15 protein-coding genes are annotated in these 16,464 nt (G+C 67.1%); 4 read left to right on the plus strand and 11 right to left on the minus strand.

Annotated elements, in window-relative coordinates:
- Positions 1 to 130: 130 nt before the first annotated feature.
- Entirely contained in the window at positions 131 to 340 is a 210-nt protein-coding gene (locus ACZK0Z_RS13705) for a cold-shock protein (RefSeq protein WP_004153307.1), read from the minus strand.
- Positions 341 to 641: 301 nt separating this feature from the next.
- Between ACZK0Z_RS13705 and ACZK0Z_RS13710 the strand changes: the two genes are divergently transcribed.
- Positions 642 to 1,130, plus strand: a complete 489-nt coding sequence (locus ACZK0Z_RS13710) for a YaiI/YqxD family protein (protein ID WP_059034065.1) — start codon at positions 642 to 644, stop codon at positions 1,128 to 1,130.
- Between the two features lie 6 nt (positions 1,131 to 1,136).
- Here ACZK0Z_RS13710 and ACZK0Z_RS13715 read toward each other — a convergent pair whose 3' ends face one another.
- Positions 1,137 to 2,015, minus strand: coding sequence for a pseudouridine synthase (locus tag ACZK0Z_RS13715; RefSeq protein WP_197620816.1), 879 nt, complete (start codon positions 2,013 to 2,015; stop codon positions 1,137 to 1,139).
- A 123-nt stretch (positions 2,016 to 2,138) separates the two neighbouring features.
- On the opposite strand from ACZK0Z_RS13715, the gene ACZK0Z_RS13720 reads away from it, so the two are divergent.
- The 3 genes from ACZK0Z_RS13720 to ACZK0Z_RS13730 all read left to right on the plus strand — a co-directional run bounded on the left by ACZK0Z_RS13720 (position 2,139) and on the right by ACZK0Z_RS13730 (position 6,029).
- On the plus strand, positions 2,139 to 2,687 hold the full coding sequence (locus ACZK0Z_RS13720) for a YaeQ family protein (protein ID WP_049428197.1): 549 nt from the start codon (positions 2,139 to 2,141) through the stop codon (positions 2,685 to 2,687).
- Positions 2,684 to 3,868, plus strand: a complete 1,185-nt coding sequence (locus ACZK0Z_RS13725; RefSeq protein ID WP_049428195.1) for a BaiN/RdsA family NAD(P)/FAD-dependent oxidoreductase — start codon at positions 2,684 to 2,686, stop codon at positions 3,866 to 3,868. Before ACZK0Z_RS13720 ends, ACZK0Z_RS13725 begins: the two co-directional genes overlap by 4 nt.
- 91 nt (positions 3,869 to 3,959) lie before the next feature.
- Positions 3,960 to 6,029 (plus strand): EAL domain-containing response regulator, encoded by a 2,070-nt coding sequence (locus tag ACZK0Z_RS13730; protein WP_100443690.1) that lies wholly within the window; start codon positions 3,960 to 3,962, stop codon positions 6,027 to 6,029.
- Between the two features lie 114 nt (positions 6,030 to 6,143).
- Here the strand turns inward: ACZK0Z_RS13730 and fabV are convergent, their stop codons facing one another.
- From fabV to trbE, 9 genes are all read right to left on the minus strand, one after another.
- Positions 6,144 to 7,403 (minus strand): enoyl-ACP reductase FabV, encoded by a 1,260-nt coding sequence (gene fabV, locus ACZK0Z_RS13735; protein ID WP_197632478.1) that lies wholly within the window; start codon positions 7,401 to 7,403, stop codon positions 6,144 to 6,146.
- A gap of 949 nt (positions 7,404 to 8,352) precedes the next feature.
- Positions 8,353 to 8,595 carry a DUF2274 domain-containing protein gene (locus tag ACZK0Z_RS13740; RefSeq protein WP_023121617.1) on the minus strand — a complete coding sequence of 81 codons (243 nt, stop codon included), beginning with the start codon at positions 8,593 to 8,595 and terminating at the stop codon, positions 8,353 to 8,355.
- The gene (locus ACZK0Z_RS13745; RefSeq protein WP_023121618.1) at positions 8,592 to 9,878 is read right to left on the minus strand and encodes a TraB/TrbI/VirB10 family type IV secretion system protein; all 1,287 of its coding nucleotides are present in this window, start codon (positions 9,876 to 9,878) and stop codon (positions 8,592 to 8,594) included. The genes ACZK0Z_RS13740 and ACZK0Z_RS13745 overlap by 4 nt, the downstream gene beginning before the upstream one ends.
- A 2-nt stretch (positions 9,879 to 9,880) precedes the next feature.
- Positions 9,881 to 10,873 (minus strand): P-type conjugative transfer protein TrbG, encoded by a 993-nt coding sequence (trbG, locus tag ACZK0Z_RS13750; RefSeq protein ID WP_023121619.1) that lies wholly within the window; start codon positions 10,871 to 10,873, stop codon positions 9,881 to 9,883.
- Positions 10,870 to 11,574: a conjugal transfer protein TrbF gene (trbF, locus tag ACZK0Z_RS13755; RefSeq protein WP_023121620.1), complete on the minus strand. Its 705-nt coding sequence runs from the start codon at positions 11,572 to 11,574 to the stop codon at positions 10,870 to 10,872. Before trbF ends, trbG begins: the two co-directional genes overlap by 4 nt.
- 12 nt (positions 11,575 to 11,586) lie before the next feature.
- Entirely contained in the window at positions 11,587 to 12,957 is a 1,371-nt protein-coding gene (gene trbL / locus ACZK0Z_RS13760; protein ID WP_023121621.1) for a P-type conjugative transfer protein TrbL, read from the minus strand.
- Positions 12,954 to 13,274 carry a hypothetical protein gene (locus tag ACZK0Z_RS13765; protein WP_023121622.1) on the minus strand — a complete coding sequence of 107 codons (321 nt, stop codon included), beginning with the start codon at positions 13,272 to 13,274 and terminating at the stop codon, positions 12,954 to 12,956. The genes trbL and ACZK0Z_RS13765 overlap by 4 nt, the downstream gene beginning before the upstream one ends.
- 11 nt (positions 13,275 to 13,285) lie before the next feature.
- Positions 13,286 to 14,011, minus strand: a complete 726-nt coding sequence (gene trbJ, locus ACZK0Z_RS13770; RefSeq protein WP_023121623.1) for a P-type conjugative transfer protein TrbJ — start codon at positions 14,009 to 14,011, stop codon at positions 13,286 to 13,288.
- Positions 14,008 to 16,461 carry a conjugal transfer protein TrbE gene (trbE, locus tag ACZK0Z_RS13775; RefSeq protein ID WP_023121624.1) on the minus strand — a complete coding sequence of 818 codons (2,454 nt, stop codon included), beginning with the start codon at positions 16,459 to 16,461 and terminating at the stop codon, positions 14,008 to 14,010. The genes trbJ and trbE overlap by 4 nt, the downstream gene beginning before the upstream one ends.
- Between the last annotated feature and the right edge of the window lie 3 nt (positions 16,462 to 16,464).

Genomic DNA, 16,464 nt, shown 5'->3' on the forward strand with positions numbered 1-16,464 from the left:
AGAGTCGAGCCATGCTCGACTGTCTTTGGAAAGCAGTCGATCAAGGCTCGACGCTACAGAACAACGGGCAATAAAAAACGCCGGAAGCTTTCGCTTCCGGCGTTCTGGCTACCAAACGGTAGCAGACGGATTAGACCGCCTGCACCTGGTCAGCCTGCATACCCTTCTGGCCCTGGACGGCGATGAAGGTAACCTTCTGGCCTTCCTGCAGGGTCTTGAAGCCGGTGCCCTGGATGGCACGGAAGTGCACAAACAGGTCCGGGCCGCTTTCCGGGGTGATGAAGCCGAAGCCCTTGGCGTCGTTGAACCACTTGACGGTGCCGGTCTGACGATCAGACATTTGACTAACTCCTGAAACACATGTTGAAAAAATCGCAGCCACCGGGTATCGGGGCCGAGACTGAGTTGCAGGCGTTGGTAAAGCGGATCGATGAGCGGATCGTGAGATCAACTGCACCAGGCCACGATTCACGGTGACCCTAGCAAACACAGTGGGACGAACGATACGCGTGTTTTCTGCAAAAAGCGATAGCCCGGACGTTCATGGGCGGGCCCCGCCCGCTAGGCGTGGCAAGGGCTGGCAGCTGATCAGGGCTAAACCCGAGTCCCCATTCAGGTTTTTCCTACCCTACACTGGGTAAATGACTGAAGCTGAAACCCAAGCTGAACCCGCCCTCCCCCGCATCTGGGTGGACGCGGATGCCTGCCCCACCGTCATTCGCGACATCCTGTTCCGGGCCGCTGAACGGGTCGGGATCGAGCTGACCCTGGTCGCCAACCAGTGGATCCGCACCCCGCCCTCGCGCTGGCTGCGCTCGATCCAGGTGCCGCAGGGCCTGGACGTTGCCGACAGTGCCATCGTCGAACGGGTGGCCGCCGGTGACCTGGTGGTCACCCAGGACATCCCGCTGGCCGCACTGGTGCTGGAAAAGAAGGCCGTGGCGCTGAACCCGCGCGGCCAGCTGTACACGCCGAACAACATGGCCGAGCGGCTGTCGATGCGCAATTTCATGGAGGAGCTGCGCGGCGCCGGGGTGCAGACCGGAGGACCGCCCCCGTTGGGACCGCGCGACCGGCAGCTGTTCGCCGCCGAGCTGGACCGCTGGCTGGCGCGGCGCCCGGCTCGCTGAACAGACCTAGTCGCCGTTGCCGGGCAGGCACAGGCGCCGCTGGCTGCTGAACCGCCGCGGCTCCCCGGTGAGTGGATCATCGAAGGCCAGCCCCTGTGCCAGCAACTGGAGCGGTGGCTCGGCACTGCTCTCAGGCCGCGACTGCAGCTGCGGGTAAAGGTCATCACCCTCGATCGGCGCGCCCAGCGCGGCCATGTGCACACGCAACTGGTGCTTGCGGCCGGTTTCCGGCTTCAGCCGGTAGCGCCAGATCGGTCCCTCCGCCTCGATCGGCTCGATCAGGCTGCGCGCATTGGGCTCACCTGGCACTTCGGCCATGCGGAAGAACGGCTCGTCCGGCGCCAGCCGGCTGTGCCGTCGCAGCGGGAACGCCAGCCCGGGCAGCGCCGGTGCCAGCGCCTCATAGGTCTTTTCAATGCGGCGCTCGCGGAACAACCGCTGGTAGGCATCGCGCGTGGCCGCCTGCGTCGAGAACAGCACCAGGCCAGCGGTCAGCCTGTCCAGCCGATGCAGCGGCGCCAGCCCGGTATTGCCCGTGCGTGCGATCAGGCGTGCCAGCAGGGTTTCGCGTACGTAGCTGCCGGCCGGCGTCACTGGCAGGAAGTGCGGCTTGTCGGCCACCAGCAGGTGCTCATCCAGATGCAGGATGGTCTCGGCGAAGGGAATCACCGGTTCGTCGGCCACCTCGCGGAAGTACTGGATCTCCAGTCCCACCTGCCAGGGCATGTCCGGCGACAGCGCCCTGCCCTGCATGTCCTGCACGCGGCCACGGGCGAAGCGATCCTGCCACTGCGCACGGTCGATGCGCGGGAAACGTGCGCACAGGCCATCAAGCAGGCTGGGCCAGAGGCCGGGCGGCAGCTGCAGGCGGCTGGGCAGGGTCATCGTATCCACTTCTGCGGCGGGAAAGCGTGCAAGGGTGCCACGTTGACGTCCCGCAGACAGTCTGGCAACGGACACCCCGGAAGCAAACCTCTATCATTGTCGTCTTTAGTCCACGGATCCCCCATGGCTCTTACCGCCACCATCCGCAAGGCCGAACTGCAGATCAGCGACATGGATCGCGGCTACTACGCGACCCACAACCTGACCCTGGCCCAGCACCCGTCCGAGACCGACGAACGCCTGATGGTGCGCCTGCTCGCCTTCGCCCTCAATGCCGGTGACCGCCTGGAGTTCGGCCGTGGCCTGAGCACCGACGATGAGCCGGACCTGTGGGAACACGACTACACCGGCGACATCCTGCAGTGGATCGACCTGGGCCATCCGGACGAATCGCGCATCCGCAAGGCCAGCAACCGCAGCCGCCAGGTGCAGGTGATCAATTACGGCGGCAACGCCTCGGACATCTGGTGGGGCAAGCAGGGCAAGGGCCTGGCGCGCTTCGACAACCTGTCGGTGGTCGACCTCGATGGTGCCTTCGTAGAACTGTGGGGCCAGCAGATCCAGCGCGCGATGCGCTGGAGCGTGCTGATCCAGGACGGTGAAGTGCAGCTGCTCAACGATCAGATGCAGCTCGACGTGATCCCGAACTGGCGCAAGCGCGCCAAGGCATGAGCACGATCCGCTGCGACGTGGTGGTCATCGGCGCCGGCGCGGCCGGACTGATGACCGCGATCACGGCTGGCCAACGCGGCCGCCAGGTGCAGGTGATCGACCATGCCAACAAGGTCGGCAAGAAGATCCTGATGTCCGGCGGTGGCCGCTGCAACTTCACCAACACCGGCACCACCCCAGCCAATTTCCTGTCAGCCAACCCGCACTTCTGCAAGTCGGCGCTGGCGCGCTACACGCCCTGGCACTTCATCGAGCTGGTCAGCAAGCACGGCATCGCCTATCACGAAAAGGAGCTGGGCCAGCTGTTCTGCGACATCTCCTCCAAGCAGATCGTGAAGATGCTGGTGGACGAATGCCAGGCGGCCGGCGCGCAGATCCGCACCGAGTGCAGCGTGCAGCGCATCGAGCACGGCAGCGACGGTTTCCGCGTGCACACCACGCACGGCCTGTTCCACTGCGCTTCGCTGGTGGTGGCCACCGGCGGCCTGTCGATTCCGAGCATGGGCGCAACCGGCTTCGGCTACGAGATTGCCCGCCAGTTCGGCCACCAGGTGCTGCCGACCCGCGCAGGCCTGGTACCGCTGACGCTCAGCGGCAAGCACCAGGAGCGGCTGGCCGATCTGAGTGGTGTCGCCCTGCCGATCGAGGCGCGCTGCAACGGCAAGCGCTTCCAGAACTTCATGCTGCTGACCCATCGCGGCGTCAGCGGCCCGGCGATCCTGCAGATCTCCTCGTTCTGGCAACCCGGCGATGCACTGGAGCTGGACCTGCTGCCCGGCCAGGATGCCGGCGAGTGGCTGCGCCAGATGAAACGCGAGCGCCCGGCCGCCGAGCTGCGCACCGTGCTGGGCGAGGTACTGCCGAAGCGGCTGGCGCAGCGCCTGTGCGAGCACTGGCTGCCCGACCGGCCCGTGCGCCAGCTGGACGAGCCGGTGCTGCGCCAGGCCGCGCAGCTGCTGGGCGCGTTCCCGCTGGTGGCCAGTGGCACCGAGGGCTACCGCACCGCCGAGGTCACCCTGGGCGGCGTGGATACGGCCGAGGTGTCGTCCTCTACGATGGAATCCAAGCGTGTGCCCGGCCTGCATTTCGTTGGCGAGGTGCTGGACGTGACCGGCTGGCTGGGCGGCTACAACTTCCAGTGGGCCTGGGCCAGCGGCCATGCCGCCGGTGGCGTGGTGTGAAGCAGATCGCCGTTCGATGCGTGCAAGGGGTGCACGCATGGACGGTTCGCCGCGCATCGTGTATCTAGATTCGCAGATTGGGGAGCAGTGCATGCAGAACGCGAACGACATCACCATCCGCCTGCTGATCGTCGATGACAGCGGCGAAAACGCCGAAGCCATTGTCAGCACCCTGCGCAACAGCGGCATCGCGGTGCGCCCCTGGCGGCCGCAGGATGCGGCCGAGCTGTCCCAGGTGCTGTCCGGCCAGGCCATCGACCTGGTGCTGGCATCGCCCTCGCAGGGCATCCCGCTGCCACTGGTGGCCCAGCACATCGCCGCCAGTGGCAAGGACATCCCGCTGGTGCTGCTGGCCGAGCGCATCGACGAGGACGAGCTGGTGCAGGCCAGCAGCCACGGCATCCGTGCCCTCGCCCTGCGCCAGCGCCCAGAGCACCTGCTCGCCGTGGTCCGCGACCAGTGGGTGGACCTGCAGGCGCGGCGTGGCCTGCGCCGCATCGAGGCGCAGATGCGCGAGACCGAGCGCCGCTGCGATGCGCTGATCGCCTCCTCACGCGACCCCATCGCCTACGTGCATGAAGGCATGCACATCCGTGCCAACGACGCCTACCTGGAAATGTTCGGTTACGAGCATTTCGACGATATCGAAGGCATCTCGCTGCTGGACATGGTCGCCGCCCAGCATGTGGAGGGCTTCAAGCAGCTGCTGAAGGGCCTGAGCCGTGGTGAAGCGCCACCGCCGCAGTACCAGCTCGATGCCCGTCACGAAGATGGCAGCGCGTTCCCGGCAACGATGGAATTCACTGCCGCCACCTACGAGGGCGAATCCTGCCTGCAGGTGGTGCTCCGCCGCCGCATGGAGTTCGACCCGGAACTGGCGCGCGAGGTCGAGGACCTGCGCCAGCGCGACCAGGTCACCGGCCTGCTCAACCGCCCGACCTTCATGCTGCAGCTGGAAAGCGCGGTGGCCCAGGCCGGGCGCAGCGAGGGCCAGTTCGGCCTGCTGCTGATCGAGCCGGACCACTACGCGCGCCTGCTGCCGGACATCGGCCTGGCGTCGGCCGACACCCTGATCGGCGCCCTGGCCGGCCTGCTGGCCGAGGTGGTCGGCGAGGACGCGCAGCTGGCCCGCTTCGGCGAACACAATTTCGCCGTGCTGCAGGCCGGGCCCTACGCGCAGACCGTGGCGCTGGCCGAGCGCATCCGCGAAGCCTACGCCGCACACGTCTTCAGCATCGGCGCGCGTTCGGCCACGGTGACGGTCAGCATCGGCGGCGTACAGGTGGGCGAGAAGATCGCCAGCATCGGCCAGGTGCTCGCACGCGCCAGCGAGTGCACGCATGCCGCCGCCGAACTGGGCAATACCTGCCGCATCTTCGACCCGGCTGCGGCCGACCGCGTCGAGGAAGAGCGCGTGCTGCGCTGGGTCACCCGTATCCGTGAAGCACTGGCCGGCGACGGCTTCCAGCTGCACTACCAGCCGGTGCTGAACCTGCAGGGCGAGCCGCTGGAGCTGTACGAAGCCTACCTGCGCCTGGAGCACAACGGCGAGCTGTTGAGCCCCACCGCGTTCCTGGGCATCGCCGAGGAGCACGGCCTGCTGGCCGACATCAACCGCTGGGTGGTTTCGCAGGCCATCGCCGTACTGGGCCAGCGTGCGCGCCAGGGCCATGCCACCCAGGTACTGGTGAAGGTGACGCCGGAATCGTTCGACGACCCGCAGATGATCGCCACCCTGCGCCGCGAACTGCACGCGCAGGGCGTACCCGGTGAGCGACTGTGGCTGCATGCACCGGAAGCGAAGGTGTTCACCCACCTGCGCAGTGCGCAGCAGTTCCTTGCCGAAGTGGCGCCGCTGGGCTGCCGCATCGGCCTGGAGCAGTTTGGTTCGGGATTGGACTCGTTCCAGCTGCTGGCCCACTTCCAGCCGCAGTTCCTCAAGCTGGACCGCGGTTTCACCAGCGATCTGGCGGCCACCCGCGAGAACATCGACCGCATCAGCCAGATCACCGCACGCGCGCAGGAAGCCGGTATCCATACCATCGCCGAGTTCGTCAGCGATGCCAATTCGATGACCCTGTTGTTCAGTGCCGGGGTGGACTACGTGCAGGGCGACTTCGTCGGCCCGGCGCTGCCGGAGATGGGGTTCGAGTTCGGGTGACGCGTCTCTGTAGAGCCGAGCCATGCTCGGCTGCAGGACTCAAGCGAAGAGCAGCCGAGCATGGCTCGGCTCTACACAAACGAGAAGGCCGGCTTTCGCCGGCCTTTTCATTGATCAGGTCATGTCGACCAGGTTGTCGATCTTCACGTCCGGGTTGACGTCGGCCTCGTAGTCGACACCCTCCACGCCAAAGCCGAACAGGCGCAGGAAGTCGGCCTTGTAGCCGGCCAGGTCGCTGATCTCGTACAGGTTCTCGTTGGTCACCTGCGGCCACAGCGCGACCACCTTGCCCTGCACGTCCGCCGCCATTTCCTTGTAGTCGGCACGCAGGCGGCCTTCCTTATCGACCAGCGCGACGGTGTGGCCCTCGCCATCGACCAGGTCGTGGCGCAGGCGATCGATCGCCACGCCGTCGGCCTTGCCGCCGTAGAGGATGTCGTACAGCACGTCGAGCTGCTCGATGCAGCCTTCGTGGGTGCCCTTTTCCTTCATCACCTTGAACAGCAGCGACAGGTACAGCGGCATGGTCGGAATGGCCGAGCTGGCCTGGGTGACCACGGCCTTCAGCACCGACACGCGCGCGTCGCCGCCGATTTTCGCCAGCTTTTCGCGCAGGCCAAGCACCTTGGTGTCCAGGTCCTTCTTGGCGGCACCGATGGAACCGTTCCAGTAGATCGCCTGGGTGATTTCTTCGCCCACGTAAGTGAAGGCCGTGGTGGTGCAGCCGTTGGCCAGCACGCCGGCGTCGGCCAGCGCATCGATCCACATCTGCCAGTCCTCACCGCCCATCACCGCAACGGTGCCGGCGATTTCTTCCGGCGTGGCCGGCTGCAGGTGGGTCTCGGTCAGTACTTCCTTGTCGGTATCCAGGCCACGCAGGGTGATCGGCTCACCGATCGGCTTCAGCGTGGAGCTGATGATCTCGCCGGTCTTCGGATGCTTGCGGCGCGGCGCGGCCAGGCTGTAGACGACCTGGTCGACCTGGCCCAGATCGGCCTTGATCATCTCGATGGTCCTGGCCTTCACTTCATCGGAGAAGGCGTCGCCGTTGATGCTCTTGGCGTACAGGCCGGCTTCGTCGGCGTACTTGTGGAACGCGGCCGAGTTGTACCAGCCGGCCGTGCCCGGCTTGGATTCGGTGCCCGGTCGCTCGAAGAAGATGCCCAGGGTCGCGGCGCCGCTGCCAAAGGCAGCGGTGATGCGCGCCGCCAGGCCGTAACCGGTGGACGCGCCGATGACCAGCACGCGCTTGGGGCCGTTCTGGATCGGCGGGCGCGCGCGGATGTAGTCGATCTGCTGCTTGACCGCGGCCTCGCAGCCGGTCGGGTGGGTGGTGACGCAGATGAAGCCGCGGACGCGCGGTTTGATGACCATGGATACCTCGGGTTGGCAGATGCGGCGCACGGGGCGCTCAGCAGGAATACGGGCGCGCGCCTGCGCGCGCGAACCGCAGGATCGTAGTGCGCGGGGGCCGAATGCACAACCGACGCTGGCGTAGGGTGGTGTTTGTTTTGCAGGGTTGCACCCTGCACCCGCAGCGGCCGGAGCAACGGCCACAGCCGGAGCAACGTCAAAAGCTGGGCTCCTGTGAGATGGCGCGGTGGGTCCGGTTGAGCGGGACGCTGCAAGTACATCCATGTAAGCTCGGTCGCCGCATCCATGCGGCTCACGCCCCCTCAACCGGACCCACCCCGCTTTCGACAGTTCTCCGCGATCTGCCAGGAAGGCGTGCGGCCCTGGTAGGTGTCGACCTTGGTCGACACGGTTGAATTCACTCGATATCTGACAGATGTGTCGACCAAGGTCGACACCTACCAACAGCTACCGGAATCTGTCGGAGGTGGGGCCATGTGGGTTGGCAGGACCGTTGGCGCCATGGATGGCGCCATCGAGCCCCCAAGGATGGGTTTACGGCGTGTCCTGCCAACCCACATGGCCCCGCCCAACCAGCAGAAAGCCAGCTCCGGCTTTTGACGTTGCCGTTGCCGTTGCATTGAGCGGGTGCAGGGCTGCAAGCCCTGCCAACAAAAAAGTGCCGGTGTCAAGTCTTTCGTGCCAATCACGCAAGGCTTGAAACCGTATATGGGACAGTAGGTTAGCTCTTTTCCAGGCCACTTTGCAGAAGTTTGGCCGCGTGGGCTAGGAGCCACATAAGAGCGTCGGGAGAGAAAGCCGCATCGCACTGTGTCGTGCTGGATTGCCGAGGAACGGCGGGCCTGTCGCAGCATCATAGCCCAAGCGGCTCTTGGCGGCGTCCAGAATGAAGAACGCGCAGCCTTGGGCTGCGCGTTCAATGGCTGCCGCTGGATGATGGGCCAGGCCATCATGTCGGCTTCGGTGGCGCGCTCCGCGTCGCGGTGCCCTTCTTGAACCCCCGATCCCCCGCCATGAACGCCTCCAGCATGTGCGGGATCAACTTCTCGGCATCGACCGCCTCGCCGTAGGTCTGCGCGTGCAGCGCGGCGTAGCGGTCGAGGTCGGCTTTCAAGCTGGCCGGGCAGGCAAAGGTTAGCTTGACGCTCTCGGTCTTGGGCAGCGGCCCGAGCCGCAGCTTCTTCGTGCTCATTGCGAAGCCCCCCGGTTGAAGAACAGCGGCTGGTACGGCCGCAGCACCAGATCCCGGTTCACGATGACGCGAACCGGCAGGCCCGGCCTGATGGTCAGCGTCGGCTGGATGTCCATGTTGCGCCGGGTAATCTCCTGGCCGACTTGGTTGATGCTGTCCTGGGCACCATCGCGCCCGGCGATGATGATGCGGTTGCCGTCCTGGCGATTCTCCGGCGAGGCCAGCTCGGCACCGACCCCTAGCAGTGTCGTCAGCACCGCGCCTGCAACGATGCGATCCCAGTGCCAGTCCACGTCATCCTCCAGGCCGGAGTAACCGGCCGGGTCGGTGCCGATGAGGTTGTCGAGCGTCAGCGAGGACGTGTCGGGCAGGATGACCCGATTCCAAACCACCTGCACGCGGCTCTGCCCGTGGCTGACTCGGCTGTTGTAGCGCCCGAGGATCCGCGATCCCTGCGGAATCAGCAGGAACTTGCCTGTGGCCGAGTCATAGACTGGCTCCGTCACCGTGGCGATCACGTCGCCCGGAAGATCGGACTTGATGCCCGTCACCAGCGCGCCCGCGATCACCGTTCCGGCCATGACCTGATAAGGCGACGCGGGCAGCGCCAGATTGCCGGAATTGCGGGTTTCCGTAGAACCGCTTTGCAGGAATGCTTCGTTCTGGTCTTGCCGACTCCGCGCAGCGGCTGGGGCGGCAACCTGGGCCGCCACCGAGGCCGGCCCGGCAGCGAGCGGGTCGAAGGCCGCGAGCGCATTGGCAGCACTAGGCACACCCGGCGCCGTCTGCGCCATCGTGGCGGTGGCGGTGGCGACGGCCTGGCCCTGACCGCCCGAGCGGAAGAACACCGACGAAGCCGCTGCGGCTTCGGCCTCCTTGCGCAAGGCATCGTTCGGATCGTGGCCGGGGGCCGCGTAAGCGGCCACGGCTGGCTGCTGCGAGTTCACGATGGCCGGGCCGAGGTCGCCCGGCAGCGGCGGCCCCAACTCGGGCGCCTTCGGCGGCAGCTTCGAGTAGTCGGCCGGCAGGCCATCCAGCCCTTCAGACTTCGAGACGCGATCGACGTTGTAAAGCTCGGTCTGCTCGTTGGCACCACGCCGCTGCGGTTGCAGCGACCAGATCGTGGCCCCGAGCACGGCGACCGACAGGCCGCCGACGAGGACGGCCAGCGTGCGCCGGTTCAACCGGGTCACAGCACGCGGCTGGGCGCGCAGTGCCACCGCCTCGGGCGCGACCTTGCCCGCTTGCGGCGTGGCGAGGTCGGGAGTGTCGTCCTGGCTCATGGTCAGTTCCTCCGTGCCACGCCGTCCGTGCGCTCGATCCGCACCACGTCGCTCTTGTCGCCGCCCAGGCGCAGCTCGGCCGCGCCAAACAGGCGATCCACGATGTAGTACGGCGAGCGGAAGCGGTAGTTCACCAGTTGGCCGTCGCCTTCGGCCCCGATCACGAACAGCGGCGGAAGATCGCCCTGCGCGATGCCTGCGGGAAACTGGATATAGACCTTCTGCCCGTCGTCGAAGGCGCGCAGCGGCTTCCACGGCGGATTGCTGCCGCTGATCGCGTAGCGGAAGCGCAGGTTCTCCAGCGACAGGCCGCTATCGACCGGCGCGGCGGCGCTGGCCGCCTGCGCCTGGCGCTGCAAGGCCAGCATCCGGTCGCGCGGGTACTCCCAGGAAACCGACGCCATCCACGTCTTTTCCGTGGAAGTCAGCTCCAGCAGGTACGTCCTGCGGCTGGTGGTGATGACCAGATTGGTTTTCAGGCCCGACCGAATGGGCTTCACCAGCACGTTGACGCGCAAGTCGGCACCGCTGCCGCTGGATGTGTCGCCCACGATCCAGCGCACCGTATCGCCGGCGGCCACCGTCACCAGTTCCTCGCCCGGCTGGAGCGAAACCACGGTCACGCGGCCCACGGCCGCATAGACCTGATAGAGCGCGCCATCGGTGAAGGGCCACACCTGAATCGCGTTGACATAGCCCTCGCGCGTGGGCGCGACGCGCGCCTCGGTATTGGCCCGCGAGACGCGCACCTTCTCGTCGGCAGGTTCAGGCGCGGGCTTGGCGTCCTCGGCTTCGGGAGCCGGCATCAACTGCGCCGGCATCGGCAGCACCTCGGGCACGGCCACCACCTCCACCGGCGCGGGCGGCTCGGGCAGCGGCTGGGCCTGCACCGGCTCATCGAGTGAGATGGTCGGCGGCGGCTTGCCCTGCGTGGCGCAGCCCGCGAGGGCCAGCACGATCAACGACAAGGCGGATTTACGGAAAAGATCATTCATGGTTTTGCTCCTTCGGAAGAATCCAGTTCACGGCTCCACGACAGGCCGTTGACGTAGATGCCTAGCGGGTTCTTGCGCAGGCGTTCTTCGGTGCGCGGCGGCTGGAGCACGATGGACACCACCGCCGTCCACCGCTCCAGGCCCGCCGCGGCGCCGTTGACGTAGCGCCGTTCCGTCCAGCGCACGTTGAAAGACGTGTCGCTGGCGCGCACGACGCTGGTGATCTGCACCGTCACCGACTCCTTTCCGATGCGCGCGAACGGGTCGTTGACCCGCGCGTAATCGTTGAGCACGGCTGCGCCCTTGTCGGTCGTGTAGTCGTAGGCGTCGAGCCAGTTCTGGCGGACGACGATGGGGTCGATGGACAGCGAGCGCACCAGCGTCACGAAGCGCGCGATGTGGTGCGCCGTCTGCGCATCGCCCGGCCGGTACGGCGTGGCGGCTTCACCCACTGCGCGCACCTGGCCCGCGTTGTCCACCTCCACGACGTAGGGCGTGACGATGGACTGCGCCGAGCGCCACACCAGGCCGCCGGCCATCAGCAGCGCGAGCGTCAGGCAGCCGAAGGCCATCAGGCGCCAGTTCTTCGCCTGCACGCGCGGCGAGCCGATACGGTCGTCCCACACCTGGCCGGCAGCTTGGTACGGCGTGGCAGGCTGCGGCGTGTCGGCGTAGCGCACCTGCGGTTTCTTGAATCGCATGGTCAGTTCTCCTTATGAATCGGAATCGCGCAGGCTCGGCCCCTGGCCGGAGCCGCCGCCATCGCCACCGCGGAGCGTGTGGGCGGTGGTGGTCGCGGCCTGGGTGAGTTGCTGGCGGCGTTGCAGCCGCTTGGCCCAGGCGGGCTGCTCGGAGGGCTGTGCAGCGGCAGCGCCTGCGGGGGCTTCGCTGGTGGCGGCCTGGCCGGCTGACGCGCCGGCGTCGCCATTCCAGCCCGCGCGGAACGGCGCGGCCATGCGCTGCCCGGCAGCGGAAGCGCGGGATGCGGCTGCGCGTCCGGCAGACTGCGCGCCGGTCTTGGCGACGTTGCCCAAGCCCGCCATCGCGCCTTTGGCACCGCCGCCTGCTGCTGCGGAACCCGCCTGGAACGCCGACTTCGCGCTGCCAGCCGCCGACGTGGCGGCACGCGCGCCGCTGCCGGCCAGCTTGGCGGCGGCCGGTGCCATGCGAGCACCAGCGGCCACCGCACCGCCCACGCCCGTCGCGGCGGCACCGACAGCCACTGCGGTTCCGGCTGCACCGACGGCGGCGCCGGCCATCGCGCCTGCGCCGAGTTGGGGCGCACCGGACACGAGGCCCGTGGCGATGCCAGGGCCGAAGATCCCGAGCGCCAGCAAGGTGAGCGAGGCCAGCATGATGACCAGCGCGTGGTCGATGTTCGGTTCGGCGGGATGGACTTGGAACTGCGAGAACAGGCCCGAGCCGATGCCGACGATCACGGCCAGCACCAGGACCTTGATACCGGCGGCCACGACATTGCCCAGCACCTTCTCGGCGAGAAAGCTGGTCTTGTTCCACAGCGCGAACGGCACCAGCACGAACCCGGCGAGCGTGGTCAGCTTGAACTCGATCAGCGTGATGAAAAGCTGGATCGCCAGCACGAAGAAGCACAGCACCACGACCAGCCACGCGAGGAACATCACCACGATGGGGTCGAGGTTCACGAACACCTCGGGGAAGCCGGCCATCTCGCCGATCTGCTCCAGAATCGGCGCCCCGGCGTCGATGCCGGTCTTCGCGAGCCGGCCCGGCTGCAAGAAGTTCTCCATCGTGATGGACGAGCCGGTGGCGGTGATGCCCAGCCCAGCGAACGAGCGGAACACGATGCTGGCCAGCCAGTTGAAGTTGTTGAGGATGTAGGCGAAGGCACCGACGTAAAGCACCTTGCGCAGCAGCTTGGCGATCACGTCATCGCCCTGGCCGGTAGCGTGGCTCATGGCCCAATACAGCCCGGCGATCGTCATGTCGATGACGATCAGCGTGGCCGTGAGGAACGCCACTTCGCCGCGCAGCAGCCCGAAACCCGAGTCGATGTAGGTGGCGAAGGTGTTGAGGAACTGGTCGATGATGGTCACGTCATTCATGGCGTGCCCTCCGGGGCGGCGGGCAAGGCCGGCGCGGTGCCATCGGCCGGTTCCTCGAAGCTGGGCGGGATCGGCGGCATGTCGGCCAGCGTCCGGTATTCATCCGGCCCGGCCTCGCCGGAAAAGAAGCGCCGCCGGAAGGCTTCGGCGGCGGCGCGGCAAGCGTCCTCGCCCGTGGCCTCCCGGTCGGCCGCGCATTGCGCGCGCAACGCCTTGAGCCGCGCGGGGTCGGCAGCCAGGGCATCGGCGAGGTTGTCGGCCGGCTGCTCGCCGCAAGCGGCCAGCAGCACGGCACCAAGGACGAGGACGCATCGCATGTCGGCCCCCGTCAGTCGCGGTAGAAGTTGACGGACTGCGGCGTGTACGGCGTGCCTTCCCCGAGGAAGCGCCGCCGCACTTCGCGGGCGCGCTCGGTCGCCGCCGCCTGCCGCGCCAGTTCCAGCGAGGCGGCCCGGTCTTGCGTGATCTGGAGCCGCTGCGACTGGATCGACTGCTTGGCCTGCAAGGCGAGCAACTGGTTCGTGGCCTGCATCGCCTGCAACGCGCCTTGCGCCGACTGGCTCTTGCCAACCAGATCGGCCAGCACGCTTTCGTCTTCGCCCAGGTTCTGCGACACCTGCGCCTGCATCTGCATGGTGGTCTGCAAGCCGTTGAGCGTGTTCTTCCACCGCTCCTGGGCATCGCGGTACATCTGGTCGCCGCTGACGGTGGCGGCGTACTGCTCCGGGTACAGGCGGGCAAACTCCCGATCCAGATTCGTCACGTCGTAGGCCAAGCCTCGGGCCTGGGCGATCAGCCGCTCGGTCGTCGCCAGGTTGGCGCGCAACTGGCCGACCACGCTGGACGGCAGGCTGGCGAGGTTGCGCGCCTGGTTCATCAGCATTTGCGCTTCGTTCTGGAGCTGGCGAATCTGGTTGTTGATCTGCTCCAGCGTGCGGATCGCGGTCATCGTGTTCTGCACGAGGTTGGTGGGGTCGATCACGACCCATTGCGCATGGGCAGTGGCGGTGCAAAGCATGGCCGCGATGGCAGCGGCGACAAGGCGCTTCTTCATGGCAGGATCTCCTGTGGGTGGTCAGCGAAGGAACCCGGCGCGAGGCCGGGGAACGAGGGCAGCAGGTCAGCCGCCCAATCGAGGCCGCGATGGCGCAGCCAGGCGCCCGCGAAGCCAGGCGTGCCGGCGTCCAGCAGCACGCGGTCTATGTCGCGCTGGTCTTGCGGCGTGGAAGCGCCCGCAAACGCCAACGCTGCCGGCCCCAGGTCGAGGTCGAATAGGCGGTTGCCGAGGCGGGATTGGTAGTAGTAGTCGCGCTTGGGCTGCGCGGTGGCGACGATCTCGATCTGCCGCGAATTTAGGCCGAAGCCTTCGTAGATCGTGCGAATCTGCGGCTCGGTCGCCTGCGGGTTCGGCAGGAAGATGCGGCTTGCACAGCTTTCGATGATCGCGGGCGCGATGCTCGAATCCTTGATGTCCGCAAGCGACTGTGTGGCGAAGATGACGCTGACGTTCTTCTTGCGAAGCGTCTTGAGCCACTGCCGGATGCGCGCGGCAAACACGGGGTCATCGAGGAACAGCCACGCTTCATCGAGGATCAGCAGCGTGGGCGCACCGTCAAAGCGTTCATCGAAACGCGCAAAGAGGTAATGCAGCACGGCCATGACGGCGGCCTTGCTGTGCATCAGCTCCTCCATCTCGAAACCCTGCACGTCGGCCATGCCCAGCCGGTCGTGATCGGCATCCAGCAGCTTGCCGTGCGCGCCGCCGAGCACATACGGCGCGAGCGCCTGGCGCAGCGCATTGCTCTGCAACAGCACGGACAGCCCGGTCATCGTGCGCTGCTCCACCGGCGCACCGGCAAGGCTGCCGAGTGCCGACCAGATGGCCGCCTTCTCGTCCGGGCCGACCGCCACGCCTTCGTGCAGCAAGCGCCCCTCGATCCATTCGGCGGCCCAGGTGCGGTAGCCCTCGCGGTCGATGCGGGCGAGCGGCTGGAAGGCGATTTCGCCATCCATGCTCAGGTCGTAGTGCTCGCCGCCCAGCCCGAGGATGGTGGCGCGCATCGAGCGCCCCATGTCGAAGGCGAAGATGCGCGAGCCGCGATAGCGGCGGAACTGCATCGCCAGCGTGGCGAGCAAGACCGACTTGCCCATGCCGGTCGGGCCGGCGACCAGCGTGTGGCCCACGTCGCCGATGTGCGTCACCAGCCGGAACGGCGTCGCGCCATCGGTGCGTGTGACGATCAGCGGCGGGCCGCCCAGGTGGTCGTTCTTCTCCGGCCCGGCCCATACCGCCGACACCGGCATCATGTGCGCCAGGTTCAGCGTCGAGACGATGGGCTGGCGCACGTTGGCGTAGGCGTTGCCGGGGAGCGAGGACAGCCACGCATCCACGGCATTGAGCGTTTCGGGGATGGTGACAAAGCCCCGGCCCTGGATGACGCGCTCCACCATGCGCAGCTTCTCGTCGGCTGCGCCGGCGTCCTCGTCCGTGACGGTGACGGTCGCCGTCAGGTAGCCGAAGGCGACTTGATCGCTGCCCAGCTCCTGCAAGGCGGCATCAGCGTCGGCGGCCTTGTTGTTCGCGTCGGTATCGACCAGCGGGCTTTCCTGCTGGAAGATCGTTTCGCGCAGCAGCGCAATGACGTTCTTGCGCTTGGCAAACCACTGACGGCGCAGGCGGGCGAGTTCTTTTTCCGCCTCGGATTTATCCAGGCACAGAAAGCGCGTACTCCAGCGATACCCAAATCCCAGGCGGTTGAGGTCGTCCAGAATCCCCGGCCAGGTCGAGGTCGGGAAGCCCCGCACCGACACCACACGCAGGTGCCGGTCGCCCAGCATGGGCGCCAAGCCACCGACCAGCGGCGAGTCGGTCAGCAGCGCGTCGATGTGGAAAGGCACCTCGGGCACGCCGACGCGAAAGCGCCGCGTCGAGATAGTCGAATGCAAATAGGTCAGAGTCTGCGCGTCGTCCAGCCAGGCGATTTCCGGCATCACGCCATCGAGCAGGTCGAAGACGCGATCCGTTTCCGCGACGAAGGCTTGCAGCCGCTCGCGCCAGTCCACGCCACTCGTCGGCGTGTTCTCGTAGAGCATCTTGGCGGCTCGGGCGCGCGATTCCTCGGGCGGCAGGTACACCAGCGTCAGGTGATAGCCGCTCTCGAAGTGGTGGCCGGTATCCTCGAAGGCCGAGCGGCGTTCTTCGTCCACCAGCCACGAAAGCGGCTCGGAAAAGTCCGAGTGCGGGTAGTCGGCGGCGGCGCGGCGCTCGGCCTCGATGAACAGCGCCCAGCCCGAACCCAGCCGGCGCAGCGCGTTGTTCAAGCGCGCCGACGTGGCGATCAGCTCGCCTTGCGTTGCACTGTCGAGGTCAGGCCCGCGAAACCGGGCCGTGCGCTGGAAACTGCCGTCCTTGTTCAAGACGACACCCGGCGCGACCAGTCCGGCCCAGGGCAGCCAGTCGGCGAGCAGCGCGGGCCGCTGGCGGTATTCGGCGAGGTTCAGCATGGC

This window comes from Stenotrophomonas sp. 116085_Sma (assembly GCF_056479585.1).

What these genes read in the sequence shown, in the direction of transcription:
- ACZK0Z_RS13705 (WP_004153307.1), bottom strand. Translation starts at nt 340, where the DNA reads ATGTCTGATCGTCAGACCGGCACCGTCAAGTGGTTCAACGACGCCAAG.
- ACZK0Z_RS13710 (WP_059034065.1), top strand. Translation starts at nt 642, where the DNA reads ATGACTGAAGCTGAAACCCAAGCTGAACCCGCCCTCCCCCGCATCTGG.
- ACZK0Z_RS13715 (WP_197620816.1), bottom strand. Translation starts at nt 2,015, where the DNA reads ATGACCCTGCCCAGCCGCCTGCAGCTGCCGCCCGGCCTCTGGCCCAGC.
- ACZK0Z_RS13720 (WP_049428197.1), top strand. Translation starts at nt 2,139, where the DNA reads ATGGCTCTTACCGCCACCATCCGCAAGGCCGAACTGCAGATCAGCGAC.
- ACZK0Z_RS13725 (WP_049428195.1), top strand. Translation starts at nt 2,684, where the DNA reads ATGAGCACGATCCGCTGCGACGTGGTGGTCATCGGCGCCGGCGCGGCC.
- ACZK0Z_RS13730 (WP_100443690.1), top strand. Translation starts at nt 3,960, where the DNA reads ATGCAGAACGCGAACGACATCACCATCCGCCTGCTGATCGTCGATGAC.
- fabV (WP_197632478.1), bottom strand. Translation starts at nt 7,403, where the DNA reads ATGGTCATCAAACCGCGCGTCCGCGGCTTCATCTGCGTCACCACCCAC.
- ACZK0Z_RS13740 (WP_023121617.1), bottom strand. Translation starts at nt 8,595, where the DNA reads ATGAGCACGAAGAAGCTGCGGCTCGGGCCGCTGCCCAAGACCGAGAGC.
- ACZK0Z_RS13745 (WP_023121618.1), bottom strand. Translation starts at nt 9,878, where the DNA reads ATGAGCCAGGACGACACTCCCGACCTCGCCACGCCGCAAGCGGGCAAG.
- trbG (WP_023121619.1), bottom strand. Translation starts at nt 10,873, where the DNA reads ATGAATGATCTTTTCCGTAAATCCGCCTTGTCGTTGATCGTGCTGGCC.
- trbF (WP_023121620.1), bottom strand. Translation starts at nt 11,574, where the DNA reads ATGCGATTCAAGAAACCGCAGGTGCGCTACGCCGACACGCCGCAGCCT.
- trbL (WP_023121621.1), bottom strand. Translation starts at nt 12,957, where the DNA reads ATGAATGACGTGACCATCATCGACCAGTTCCTCAACACCTTCGCCACC.
- ACZK0Z_RS13765 (WP_023121622.1), bottom strand. Translation starts at nt 13,274, where the DNA reads ATGCGATGCGTCCTCGTCCTTGGTGCCGTGCTGCTGGCCGCTTGCGGC.
- trbJ (WP_023121623.1), bottom strand. Translation starts at nt 14,011, where the DNA reads ATGAAGAAGCGCCTTGTCGCCGCTGCCATCGCGGCCATGCTTTGCACC.
- trbE (WP_023121624.1), bottom strand. Translation starts at nt 16,461, where the DNA reads ATGCTGAACCTCGCCGAATACCGCCAGCGGCCCGCGCTGCTCGCCGAC.